This is a genomic window from Winogradskyella vidalii, from assembly GCF_013403955.1.
Taxonomy (GTDB): domain Bacteria; phylum Bacteroidota; class Bacteroidia; order Flavobacteriales; family Flavobacteriaceae; genus Winogradskyella; species Winogradskyella vidalii.
Genome location: NZ_JABFDG010000001.1, coordinates 1,027,549 through 1,041,079 on the forward strand (window position 1 = coordinate 1,027,549; position 13,531 = coordinate 1,041,079).

Genomic DNA, 13,531 nt, shown 5'->3' on the forward strand with positions numbered 1-13,531 from the left:
GTAAATATCAAATAAATATTGCTTATTTATTTGATGAGACATTAAGACAGCTTTTAGTTCTTTTTTAAATTAATTATTCTGAAGTAAATAGTTGCCGTCATAACTTCCAGTAATTATTTGACCATCAGTCCTTGTAAATGTAAAACTGAAAACAATATTGTAGGCTGTGAAATTAGTCACCGTTACTGAGCCTGATTGTGCAAAGACATCCGATTCAGGGTCGCTATCTGATAGAAATATAGTTCCTGAGATGAATTCACTATCTACAATTGCTCCATCTACAGAAATATCATAACGGTTAATACTATTGTAAGTGGTGTTTTCTATAGTATCAGCAGTAAATTCGAAATACACGTAATCAATTTCGTTTGTATCGTTATTGCTGGTAATTTCTGCACTTGTTTTGTTAAATAAGTTAATACCAATTTTACTTGAGCTGTTTGTTGTTGCTTCCTCTTCGGTTATAATAGCCGTAATTAACGGATAGTTTACCCCGTTAAAATTAAATTCACCAGTGTTTTCTGGTGTTGTACTGGTATTGCTCTCTGGCGAACACGATATTAGGGTGATGGTTAATAGTAATGCGGTTAGGTAAAGTGATTTGAGATTCATAATACTTTAATAGTTTTATTACTAAATAAGTCTTTTTTTATAAAAAATAGGAGTTTTTATTTTCAATTTCGATTAAAAACAAAAAACCACCAATTATAAAAGGTGGTTTTTTAGTTTATAAAAGCCAATTTTTGTTATGGCATATTTTGCATTAAACGTTTATTTTTTAATAACGTTTTTAATGACACTTATTTGTTTACAAGTAAATTTAATGTAGTACATCCCCTCTTTTAAAGGACCAAGGTCTATAGCACCTTCATCGTACATATTAACTTTGTAATGGTTACCGTAAATATCATAAACACTAATTTTGAATTTTTGACATGCATCGGCAACTTTAAAGTAAACTACACCTTGGGTGTAAGTTGGGTAAACTTTTACTGGATCATTATTGTTAACAGCATTAGATGTGTTTACAAATGATGAACTGTCTGTCGACAAAGAAACAGTTGGTGAGTCAAAACTGTTAGTAACAGTTGATTTTGTTTGTGCGGTTGATACCATTGCGCAAATGGTAAATACAAGTAGTAATTTAAATTTCATAAGTTAAGGTTTTAAATAAATTTGGGTTAAAATATTATTATGCTGTAAACATATGAAAATAAATGATTAAACCAAAAAATAAGGTAAAATTACTTACATTTTTGTGCTTTTTGCCGGATTTTAACGCATTCTAAAGGGGTTTTTGAGTGGCTAGAGGTTGTTTTATGGTATTATATTGAGTTTCAATGAACTGAATAAAGTCAAATAATTGATTGCTTATTCATAGTATAACCTGCTAAAATGATTGGGAGCTATAAAAAGAAGTTTTATTTTTTAGCCTAATTGTAATTCATAATATAATCAAATTTGAAACAAAAAAAATCCTGATGAGTTGTCATCAGGATTTTTAGATTATAGATTTATAGACACTTCGACTGCGCTCAGTGTGACAATGGTTTTACTCAACAAGGACCCATTCGCCTTTTTCAATTAAAGGAATGGCTTGTTTGTACTTTACAGTTTTATTCTCTCCACTCATAACATGTTTAATCGTCACTTTGTCATTACGACCAATTTTTGGCTGCTCTCTAACAATAGTTTCAACAACTTGTTGCTGTTGTCGCGAAGCATTTTCACCAGCTTGTCTACTTTGAGAAGCACGTTCATCTAAATTTTGAATCTCATCTTTTTGAGTTTCTAATTTTTCTTGTTTACGTTGTTTTGCTTCTTGAATAGTATTTGCAGTTTCTTGAGGGATTTCTCCTTTAAATAAGAATGAGATTACATCTTTATTTACTTGGTCAATCATTAGTTTAAATAACTCAAAAGACTCGAACTTATAAATTAACAATGGATCTTTTTGTTCGTGAACCGCTAATTGCACTGACTGCTTTAACTCATCCATTTTACGTAAGTGAGTTTTCCAAGCATCATCAACAATGGCTAATGTAATGTTCTTTTCAAAATCATTAATTAACTGCGTTCCTTTAGTTTCGTATGCTTTTTCTAAATCGGTTACAACCTGAAGGTTTTTAACACCATCTGTAAACGGCACAACTATTCTTTTAAATTTATCGCGTTGCGTGTTGTACACGTTTTCAATAACAGGAAATGCTAAATCTGCAGCACGTTGCATTTTTTCTCTATAGTGCTTAAAAGCGGCTTTATAGATGATACCAGAAATCTCAGTCGCATTCTTTTTACCAAATTCAGCTTCAGTAATAGGCGATTCCATTGAGAAATAACGAATCAATTCAAATTCAAAATTCTTATAATCGTTAGCATTTTTATTGGTTTCAGCAATACCTTCCGACGTATCAAAAATCATGTTGGCTAAATCCACTCTAAGACGTTCACCGTGTAAGGCATTACGACGACGCTTGTAAATTACTTCACGTTGCGCATTCATAACATCATCATATTCTAATAGACGCTTACGAACACCAAAGTTATTTTCTTCAACTTTTTTCTGTGCACGCTCAATCGATTTTGAAATCATACCATGTTGAATAACTTCACCTTCTTTTAAGCCCATTCTATCCATCATCTTAGCAATACGCTCAGAACCAAATAAACGCATCAAGTTATCTTCTAGAGACACGTAAAATTGTGAACTTCCTGGATCTCCCTGACGACCAGCTCTACCACGTAACTGTCTATCTACACGACGCGAATCGTGACGTTCAGTACCAACAATGGCTAAACCTCCTGCTTTTTTAACTTCATCACTTAATTTAATATCGGTACCACGACCAGCCATATTTGTGGCAATAGTCACTTGGCCAGCATTACCAGCTTGTGCAACAATATCAGCTTCTTTTTTATGTTGTTTCGCATTTAAGACGTTATGACTAATTTTACGAATGCTAAGCATTTTTCCTAAAAGCTCTGAAATTTCTACATTGGTTGTACCAATTAAAACAGGTCTTCCGGCTTCTGCTAACGCAGTAACTTCGTCAATAACGGCATTGTATTTTTCTCGCTTCGTTTTATAAACTAAATCGTCTCTATCATCTCTAGCGATTGGTCTGTTGGTTGGAATTTCTACCACATCTAATTTATAGATTTCCCAAAGTTCACCAGCTTCTGTAACCGCTGTACCTGTCATACCAGAGAGTTTACGGTACATTCTAAAGTAATTTTGAAGTGTTACAGTTGCAAAGGTTTGTGTTGCCGCTTCAATTTTTACATTTTCTTTAGCTTCAATAGCTTGGTGTAGTCCGTCTGAATAACGACGCCCATCCATAATACGACCCGTTTGCTCATCGACAATCATAACTTTGTTGTCCATAACAACATATTGATTGTCTTTTTCGAATAGGGCGTAGGCTTTTAAAAGTTGATTTAACGTATGAATACGTTCAGATTTTACACCGAAATCTCTGAATAAATCTTCTTTTAAATTCGCTTCTTCTTCAGAGGATAAGCCTTTGTTTTCAATCTTAGCGATTTCTGTTCCCATTTCTGGCATCACAAAGAAGTTGGGGTCATCTTCACCGGATAAGAACTCAACTCCTTTATCAGATAATTCCACTTGATTGTTTTTTTCATCAATCACATAATAAAGTTCTGCATCTACTAAAGGCATCTCTCTATTGTTATCTTGCATGTAGTGATTCTCGGTTTTTTGAAGCAATTGCTTAATACCTTCTTCACTTAAGTATTTAATTAAAGCTTTATTTTTAGGAATACCTCTGTAAGCTCTTAATAGTTGGAAGCCCCCTTCTTTAGTGTCACCTGCAGCAATTAATTTCTTTGCTTCGGCTAAAACACCAACTAAATATTTACGTTGTACTTCTTCAATCTGTTGCACTTTTGGTTTAAGCGCATCAAACTCGTGTTCATCTCCTCTTGGAACTGGACCAGAAATAATTAAAGGGGTACGTGCATCATCAACTAATACAGAATCCACCTCATCGACAATAGCGAAATGATGTGGACGTTGAACTAAATCATCTGGCGAATGTGCCATGTTATCACGTAAATAATCAAAACCGAATTCGTTATTAGTTCCGTAAGTAATATCTGCGTTATAAGCTTTACGACGTGCATCTGAATTAGGTTGGTGATAATCAATACAGTCGATACTCATACCATGAAACTGAAAGATTGGAGCCATCCATGCGCTATCACGTTTGGCCAAGTAATCGTTGACTGTTACCAAGTGAACGCCTTTACCAGCCAAAGCATTTAAATATACTGGAAGCGTTGCGACTAATGTTTTACCTTCACCAGTTTGCATCTCTGCAATTTTTCCTTGGTGCATAGCAATACCACCAATAAGTTGAACATCGTAGTGTACCATGTCCCAAGTAATTGGTTTTCCTGCAGCATCCCAAGAATTGGCCCAAATGGCTTGTTCGCCGTCTAAAGTCACGTAATCGTGTTCACCAGAAATTTCTCGGTCAAAAGCATTTGCAGTGACAGGAATTTCTGTGTTATGAACAAAACGTTTAGCGGTTTCTTTAACCACAGCGAAAGCTTCAGGAAGAATGTCGTTTAAAACATCTTCAGTAACTTTATAGATGTCATCATCAATTTTATCGACTTCGAGATAGATATCTTCACGTTCATCAATATCTTCAGTGATTTTAGCCTTTTCTAAAAGTTCTTCTTTTTTAGTGTTTAGTGGTTGCCTGGCTTCTGCAATCTTGGCTTTAAACTCAGCTGTTTTTGCTCTCAATTCATCATGCGACAAGGCTTCTAAAGCTTTCTCGAAAGTTTTTATTTTCTCAACAATAGGCTTAATAGCACCAACGTCTTGTTTGGATTTGTCTCCAACAAAAACTTTTAGTACTTTATCTAAAAATGTCATATTCGGTATTTTGTAATGGATTGAATGGTTTCAATCTTTTTTTTGTTAATTTCAGTTAGATTTAAAAATAATTATCAACATTAAGCTATTATTGTTGAGTTATATTTAAATTTTTAAAATAAGATTTAGAGGTCGTTTATATTTAAAACACCCCTAAAGTCCTTTAAAAGGGACAATCTTTGAGTTGTAAATTATTTAATTCTGATACTTTTTTAATTTCAAATTAAAAAAGCATCCGAAAATAAAAAAAGTCTCTCAGTTATAGTAACGCAAGAGACTTTTTTTATAATTATTTTATATGTTAGTATTCATCCTCATTCCAGAGGTAATCTTCGTCAGTTGGATAATCTGGCCAAATTTCTTCAATAGAGTCGTATGAATCTCCTTCATCTTCTATTGCTTGTAAATTTTCAACAACTTCTAAAGGGGCTCCTGTTCTAATGGCGTAGTCAATAAGCTCATCTTTGGTTGCTGGCCAAGGCGCATCACTTAAATAAGATGCTAATTCTAATGTCCAATACATAATTGCGTTGTAATTTTGTTTTTTGCAAAAATAATTTTTTAGTTGAACAATCCAAGAAAAAATTAAAGTAATTAATTCTTAAGTTATAGTATTTAATTTATCGGTCTTGCTGAACATTTATATTTATGTACTTTGATTTATTCAAACTTCACTTATAAATGTTTAATCATTAATAGAAAGAACGTATAATTTTCAACTTTTGTTTCGGATAAAATTTTTGCGATTTCTAATCCTATTCTGATTTTGAGATTTAAGATTCTTTTTTGGGAATCCACTTTACCTCTTCAGCGTTTAAATCATATGACAACTTCCGTGCCAACACAAAAAGGTAGTCAGATAGTCTATTGATGTACATCAAAGTTTCAGGTTGAAAAGGTTCTAATTCATTAAGATGTGATGCCAAACGCTCTGCTCTTCTGCAAACTGTGCGTGCTATGTGACAGAATGACACCGTTTGGTGACCACCTGGTAAAACAAAATGTGTCATTTGTGGAAGGCTGTCTTCCATGAGGTCCATTTCTTTTTCTAATTTCTCAATGTTTTCTTTAGAAATCTTAGGAATGTTTAGGCGGTCTTTTCCGCTTTTTAAAGTGGCTTTTTTAGGATCGGTTGCTAAAATAGCACCAACAGTAAATAATTGATCCTGAATCTCCATTAATGTATTTTTATATAATTGGTTGATATTTTGATCTCTAATTAAACCTATATAAGCGTTTAGCTCATCAATAGTGCCATAACTTTCAATTCTTATATGATGTTTAGGAACGCGTGTGCCCCCGAAGAGAGCAGTTGTGCCTTTATCGCCTGTTTTAGTATATACTTTCAAGATGTAGAAGTTTATTGTTTGAAGTGTAAAGTTAAGGATTTAGGTTTGAAGTGTGAAGCGTGATGTTTCAAGATTTTCCTCGAGAAGGCGCTAAGTAAAAGTGTAAAGTGAAAATCGGTTGAAATATGGTAATCTGTAGAAATGAAGAACTTATTAATAAGTAGATTGTCACTGCTAACTGGAATAATTAGCTTCGCAATGACCAAAAAAGTTTTAAAACATATTAAAATGAATATTTGTCTTTAATACCTAAAATTTGAATATTTAGAATATATGACTAAAACTGAGGCTTCGATTGTAAATTTTTTTAAGAATTAAATGTGTCACTTTCAATAATACCATCACGTAAACGAATGACACGTTTGGCATGAGCGGCAATGTCTTCTTCGTGAGTTACCATAATTACTGTGTTTCCTGCGGCGTGAATTTCGTCAAACAATTTCATGATTTCTACACCTGTTTTTGAGTCTAGGTTTCCTGTAGGCTCATCAGCAAGGATAATAGAAGGCTTGTTGACCAAAGCCCTACCTACGGCCACACGTTGTCTTTGTCCACCAGAAAGTTGGTTGGGTTTGTGGTCCATACGGTCAGCCAACCCTACATCAGTTAAAACTTCGGTGGCGCGTTCTTCTCTTGCTTTTTTTGAAATTCCGGCATAAACCATTGGTAAAGCCACATTGTCTAGAGCTGTTGTTCTAGGTAATAAATTGAAGGTTTGGAAAACGAAACCAATTTCGGTATTTCTTATATCTGCTAGTTCGTCGTCAGACATTTGACTAACGTCATTACCGTTTAGATTATAAGAACCTCCTGTAGGTGTGTCTAAACAACCTAATAAATTCATGAGTGTTGATTTACCAGATCCGGAAGGTCCCATAATAGCGACATACTCACCACGTTTTATGTCTAAATCAATGCCTTTTAAAACATGAACAACTTCTTGTCCTAATTTAAAATCTCTAATGATATTTCTAATTTCAATGACGTTGTTACTCATAAATAATAGCTGTTTTAATCGATATCTTTTGCAAGATAAAAATCGTTTCTTCAAATAAGACGTTAAAGTTACAAACTTGTTACATTCTAATTTTAAAATGTTCTTTGACTTGCTCTCTCCTGAAAAATACGAAGCCTAAATGGAAGGTGTCAACGGTTACTGTTACGGACTTGTGATTTTTAATATATTCCCAGGCTTCGGTCATGCCTTTAGACCAATAAATGTCATCAAAAACAAAAACAGTGTCATTATGAACTTTAGGTAGTAAAGCTTTAAAATATTGAATGGTAGCTGTTTTATTATGGTGTCCATCGAAGAAGACAAAATCAAAATTATTATTTTTTAAGTTGGGAATTTCATTGGTGAAACTTCCTGTTATGAATTCAACATTTTTAATCCTATGATGATGTAGCTGTGATTGTGCAAAAGCAGAGGTGTTTAAACAGCCTTCAATGGTAATAATTTTAGCTTTTGAGTCTGCTAATGATAGCGCATAAGTGCCCATACCCAATGAAGTTCCTAATTCTAGTATGTTTTTAAAATTTAAATATTTTGACAATCTATATAGTAGTTTGGCATCTTTTTTTGAACTACTAGAGGTTTTTACCATTTTAGAGACTTTCCGTTGATTCGCATCTAAGGTTCTGGAGCCTTCACCTAAGTCTTTAATCTGAAGCGTTACATTTGAATTTAATAACTCCGTTTTATATTGAGCGAGTTTTTTATAGTCTTCAAATTTCGTTTTGTTATAAAGACATTTAGTCACAAAATTATAGACAAAAGGAGAGTGGACTCCATGTTGATTGGAGGCTTTTGATAGGAATTTTATGTAGGCTTTTATTTGGTACACTTTATCAGTTTCAAAGTTTCTTTCTCTCGTAAAGGCACTAAATAGCAAAGAAAAAGAAATTACTCACCTTAAGCTTTACGTCTTAGCGCCTTTGAGAGGCTTCTAATCTTCTAACTTTTCAGCTAACTCAAACCATCGCATTTCTTTTTCTGCAATGGTATCGATAATAACTTGAAGTTTATCGGAGAGTTTATTAATCTCCACTTGTGATAAATCAGGGTTAAGAAATTTTGCTTCCATTGCAGTTTTATCCAATTCTAGTGAGCGAATTTTAGATTCTAAATTTTTGTATTCTTTTTGCTCGTTGTAATCTAATTTTTTTGCTTCATTTTGCTTAACTGCTTTAGTGTTTTCTACTTTTTCAGTAGTTTCTATTTGTTTGGGTTGGCTACTGTCATAAGCTCTAAAATCGGAATAGTTGCCAGGGAAATCATCTACAACACCTTCGCCTCTAAACACAAACATGTGATCCACAATTTTGTCCATAAAATAACGGTCGTGAGAAACGACTAGAAGTACGCCTGGAAAATCCATTAAGAAATCTTCGAGGACATTTAGAGTTACAATATCTAAATCGTTTGTAGGCTCATCGAGAATTAAAACATTTGGATTTTGAATTAAAACCGTACAAAGGTAAAGGCGTTTTTGTTCGCCGCCACTTAACTTTTCAACAAAATCCCATTGTTTTTTTCGGTTGAATAAAAAGCGCTCCAATAATTGCTGCGCACTAATTTGGCGGCCTTTGGCTAAAGGGATATAATCACCAAATTCCTTAATCACATCAATGACCTTTTGATTGGGTTTGGCGTTGATGCCACCTTGCGTATAATAACCGATTTTAACGGTCTCTCCAATGACAATTTTACCAGCATCGGGTTGAAGGGTTTGCGTTAGTAAATTGAGAAAAGTAGATTTTCCGGTTCCGTTTTTTCCAATAATACCTATGCGTTCGCCTTTTTTGAAGGTGTATTCAAAACCGTCTAAAATCGTTTTATCTTTAAAAGACTTAGAGACGTTATGAAACTCTATAATTTTACTCCCAAGGCGCTCCATGTTAATTTCTAGTTGCACTTGGTGGTCGTTTCGTCTTTTATGTGCTTTAGATTTTATTTCAGAAAAATCATCAATTCTACTTTTAGATTTTGTGGTACGTGCTTTAGGTTGGCGACGCATCCAATCGAGTTCTTTTTTGTAGAGTTGTTTGGCTTTGCCAACTTCGGTGGCTTGGTTTTCAATGCGTGCTTCTTTCTTTTCTAAGTAGTAGGAGTAATTTCCTTTATAAGTAAATAATTCACCCTCGTCTAATTCTATAATTTCATTACAAACCCGTTCTAAAAAATAACGGTCGTGTGTGACCATAAAAAGGGTTTGTTGAGTTTTAGCAAAATAATCCTCTAACCATTCAATCATTTCTAAATCGAGGTGGTTGGTAGGTTCATCTAAGATTAAAATGTCGGGTTTGCTTAAGAGAGCTTGCGCTAAGGCTAAACGTTTTTTTTGCCCACCAGAAAGTGTTTTTACTTTAATGGTAAGGTCATCGAGTTTTAACTGTGATAAAGTTTGTTGGTATTGGGTTTCAAATTCCCATGCATTATGGCGATCCATACCTTCAAAAGCTTTTTGGTAAGCTTCGGTGTCTTCAGGGGTTTTTAGAGCATGTTCATAAGCTTCAATAATTTTAAGCACAGGAATGTCTGAAGCAAAAATAGTTTCTTCAAGTGTAAGGTTAGGGTCTAAATCGGGTTCTTGATCTAAGAAAGCTAATCGCAGTCCTTTTCTAATAACGATTTGTCCATCGTCGGGAGTGTCTTTTCCTGCTAAAATATTAAGTATGGAGGTTTTTCCACTTCCATTTTTGGCTACAAAAGCAATTTTTTGATCTTTATGGATGCTAAAAGATAAGTCCTTAAAGAGAACTAATTCGCCATAAGATTTAGATATGTTTTCAACGTTGAGGTAATTCAAACTGATTTTTTTTTATAAGATTGGAAATAAACCAAAAACAAAAGTAATTGTTTTGTTATTACTATTGATACATTATATTTGTCTTTTAAGATCTATTATATATATGAAGCGTATTAAGCTTTTATTTATTTTTTTGAGTTGTGTTATTGTTTCTTCTTGTATTCCTCACAAGGATACCATTTATCTTCAGAATAAGGAAAATTCTATTAATGATACAATCCCTAATAATTTACTTGAAATACAAAAACCTTATCGGGTTCAGGTTAATGATATTTTAAATGTTAGAGTCAAGGCTTTAGATCAGGAAACGGTCTCAATTTTGAATCCTACAGGTGAAGGTAGCTTAAATGCGAGTAGTGCTGAGCGTGCTTTTTTTGATGGGTTTACAGTTGATGTTCATGGAAATATTAGAATACCAACCTTAGGCTATATGAATGTTTTAGGGTTTACCACGGAAGAGATAGAAAAAAATATAGAGAAAAAATTACTTGAAGAGCAATTTAAGGAAACTGCGAATATTTTTGTAACCGTAAAATTAGCAGGTCTAAGATACACCGCTAGCGGTGAGGTGGGTTCTCCTGGGAGTCAGGTATTGTTTACCGAACGCGTAAATATATTTGAGGCCATTGCTAATGTTGGTGAAATTCCGGTTACAGGTAATAAAAAAAATGTAAAAATCATTAGACAATATCCGCAAGGTCAGAAGATACATAGTTTAGATTTAACAGATGTTAACGTCATGAAATCGCCGTATTATTATATTCAGCCAAATGATATTATTTATGTAGAGCCCTTAAAACAGAAGTCATTAGGGACTGGTGAAACAGCGGTATCTAGTATTACTACAATAGCGTCTATTATTTCATTGCTTAGTACAAGTATCTTACTTTATTCAAGATTATAATTTACTATGAGAGATTACGAGGAGTTAGAAGATATAGAGTCTCAAAGCGTGAGTTTTGACTTTAGAGGATTTCTTTTTAAAGTACTAAATCTTTGGAAGTTTGTATTGATTTGTATTGGAGTCGCTTTACTAATCGCCTATTTCATTAATGTACGTAAGCAAAATGTTTATCGTTTAGATTCTTTGATTTCTGTAGATAATGATCAGAATCCATTTTTTACAGCTAACACGAGTATTTCCTTTAACTGGGGAGGGACTTCCGGGAAAGTTGGTAAAATAATGACCGCTGTTAAGACACGAACTCATAATGAAATTGTTGTAGATACACTTCAGTATTATATGGAGTATCTCGAACAAGGTAAATACCGAAAAACAGATATTTACAAAAATGCCCCATTTGAATTTATAATAGACAAATCTAAAAACCAGGTCCTCAATTATCCTGTAGGTATACGGTTTTTAAGTACTGATGAATTTGAAGTCTTTACGGCTTTTGAAGGCGTAAATGCTACTGCTCAAAGCTATGGTGATAAATCAAAATCTAGAATTAAAGTGCCTAACGAAGCTTATACTAAAACGTATAAGAAAGGAGAAACGATTGATTTGCCTTTTTTAAATGGTCAGATTGTCGTAAAACCCTTTCATACTATTGATGTTGGGGCTGAATATTTTTTAAAGTTTAGTGATTTTGATAGAGTAGTTAATAGTTACAAGACGGATGTAATGATAAATCCTGTAGGCACATCATCTGGTTCTATATTAAAATTAGAATTGACAGGGCATAATAAAGCTAAAATTGTAGACTATTTAAATGCGACTTCAGCAATTCTTAGCGAAACAGAGCTAAAGCGAAAAAATTTGTATGCCACTAATACGATTAAATTTATTGATAGTAGCTTAGCAGCTGTTAATGTTAACCTTGAAGGATTTACGGAAGAGATGAATCAATTTCGTAGAGACAATAAAGTATTCAATGTCAGTGAAGAAATTTCTCAAATTTCAGAAGAGCTCCGACAATTTGAACTTGAAAAACGAGTAGAAGCGTCTAAATTAGATTATTTAGATAATCTTGAAGTTTATTTAAATACTAAAACAGATTATACCAATATTGCAGCGCCAACCAGTGTGGGTATTGATGAAAATAATATCTTGAGTAGTGTTTCTAAAATTGTCGCTTTAGCAGCTGAACGTCAAAATTTGGAATATACAACAAAAGAGGGCTCCGGACTTTTTAAAGAATTAGATCGTCGTATTGATTCCGAAAAAAATGTACTATTAGAAACAATAGATGCTACAAATAAGACGATTAAAGCGAGAATATCAACATTAAATAAGCGTATTGCTAATTTAGAATCAGAGTTAGGAGGATTACCCGAGGATGAACAACAGTTTTTAAGAATACAACGGCAACTTGATATGAGTCAAGAAGCTTATGATATTTATTTGGCTAAACGCAGTGAAGCAGCTATTGTAAAAGCAGCAAATATTTCAGATATCACTATTATTGATGAAGCTAAAGATATAGGTGGCGGCCTCATAGGACCTAATAAGTCACTTAACTATATGATGGCTTTAATGATGGGGTTTTTTACACCAATGCTTTTGATTTTTATTCTATACTTATTAGATAATACTATTCATGGTTCTGATGAGGTAGCAAGAATGTCTAAGATTCCTGTATTAGGACTTGTGGGGAAATACCGTTATAAAAATAATCTGGTTTCTCACGAAAAACCCAAGTCTGCAGTAGCTGAATCTTTTAGAGCTATACGGTCAAGTTTACAATTTATATTTAAAAATAATTCTTCGGACAGTAAGGCAAATACGTTAATGATAACCTCGTCTGTGAGCGGCGAAGGTAAAACCTTTACCTCTATAAATATTGCTACGGTATATGCGCTTTCAGGAAAAAAGACTATTCTATTAGGCTTAGATTTACGGAAACCAAAAATCTTTGATGATTTCAATATCACCAATGAAAAAGGTGTGGTGAATTACCTCATTGGCGATGATAGTCTCGAGGACATAACTACACATACACATATTGAAAATTTAGACATTATTCCTTCAGGACCAATTCCTCCTAACCCTTCGGAATTATTAATGAGTGATAATTTAAAAGGAATGATGGCTACGCTTAAACAAGAGTATGACATGATTATTTTAGATACACCTCCTTTAGGTTTGGTAACAGATGCATTAGAGTTGGTACAGTATGCCGATACCACAATTTTTATGGTGCGTTTAGACTATACCAAAAAAGGGATGCTTCAGTTAGTCAATGCTAAATACCGTTCTGGTGAGCTTAAAAACGTTAATTTTGTGCTCAACTTCTACAAGCATAAAAACAATCATAACTATGGCTATGGTTACGGTTATGGCTACGGTTATGGCTACGGTTATGGCGTTTATGGAAATGCTTATCACGAAAAAGATAAAAGCCCTATATTTAAACGAATTAAGAATTTTATCAAAAAGATATAAGTTGATTTTGAAGCTTGAAACAGAAAGAGTTGAACTTGAAACTGAACTTTAATTATCAAATCGTTATCTTGAT

Annotated in this window: 10 protein-coding genes; 2 read left to right on the forward strand and 8 right to left on the reverse strand. The window is 33.6% G+C overall.

Going from position 1 to position 13,531, the window contains the following annotated elements; all coding sequences use genetic code 11:
• Positions 1-69 precede the first annotated feature (69 nt).
• The 8 genes from HM982_RS04265 to HM982_RS04300 all read right to left on the reverse strand — a co-directional run bounded on the left by HM982_RS04265 (position 70) and on the right by HM982_RS04300 (position 10,070).
• Positions 70-612: a hypothetical protein gene (locus tag HM982_RS04265; RefSeq protein WP_179351869.1), complete on the reverse strand. Its 543-nt coding sequence runs from the start codon at positions 610-612 to the stop codon at positions 70-72.
• A gap of 159 nt (positions 613-771) precedes the next feature.
• The gene (locus HM982_RS04270) at positions 772-1,155 is read right to left on the reverse strand and encodes a T9SS type A sorting domain-containing protein (RefSeq protein ID WP_179351870.1); all 384 of its coding nucleotides are present in this window, start codon (positions 1,153-1,155) and stop codon (positions 772-774) included.
• Between the two features lie 397 nt (positions 1,156-1,552).
• Positions 1,553-4,909, reverse strand: coding sequence for a preprotein translocase subunit SecA (gene secA / locus HM982_RS04275; protein ID WP_179351871.1), 3,357 nt, complete (start codon positions 4,907-4,909; stop codon positions 1,553-1,555).
• Between the two features lie 301 nt (positions 4,910-5,210).
• Positions 5,211-5,432: a DUF2795 domain-containing protein gene (locus tag HM982_RS04280; protein ID WP_008272287.1), complete on the reverse strand. Its 222-nt coding sequence runs from the start codon at positions 5,430-5,432 to the stop codon at positions 5,211-5,213.
• A gap of 250 nt (positions 5,433-5,682) precedes the next feature.
• Positions 5,683-6,258, reverse strand: coding sequence for a cob(I)yrinic acid a,c-diamide adenosyltransferase (locus HM982_RS04285; protein WP_179351872.1), 576 nt, complete (start codon positions 6,256-6,258; stop codon positions 5,683-5,685).
• Between the two features lie 307 nt (positions 6,259-6,565).
• The gene (locus tag HM982_RS04290; RefSeq protein WP_179351873.1) at positions 6,566-7,255 is read right to left on the reverse strand and encodes an ABC transporter ATP-binding protein; all 690 of its coding nucleotides are present in this window, start codon (positions 7,253-7,255) and stop codon (positions 6,566-6,568) included.
• Between the two features lie 79 nt (positions 7,256-7,334).
• Positions 7,335-8,105, reverse strand: coding sequence for an O-methyltransferase (locus HM982_RS04295; RefSeq protein WP_179351874.1), 771 nt, complete (start codon positions 8,103-8,105; stop codon positions 7,335-7,337).
• Between the two features lie 102 nt (positions 8,106-8,207).
• On the reverse strand, positions 8,208-10,070 hold the full coding sequence (locus HM982_RS04300) for an ABC-F family ATP-binding cassette domain-containing protein (RefSeq protein ID WP_179351875.1): 1,863 nt from the start codon (positions 10,068-10,070) through the stop codon (positions 8,208-8,210).
• 103 nt (positions 10,071-10,173) lie between these two features.
• On the opposite strand from HM982_RS04300, the gene HM982_RS04305 reads away from it, so the two are divergent.
• Together HM982_RS04305 and HM982_RS04310 are read left to right on the forward strand one after the other, a co-directional pair.
• On the forward strand, positions 10,174-10,974 hold the full coding sequence (locus HM982_RS04305) for a polysaccharide biosynthesis/export family protein (protein WP_179351876.1): 801 nt from the start codon (positions 10,174-10,176) through the stop codon (positions 10,972-10,974).
• 6 nt (positions 10,975-10,980) lie between these two features.
• On the forward strand, positions 10,981-13,458 hold the full coding sequence (locus HM982_RS04310; protein ID WP_179351877.1) for a polysaccharide biosynthesis tyrosine autokinase: 2,478 nt from the start codon (positions 10,981-10,983) through the stop codon (positions 13,456-13,458).
• Positions 13,459-13,531: the final 73 nt, after the last annotated feature.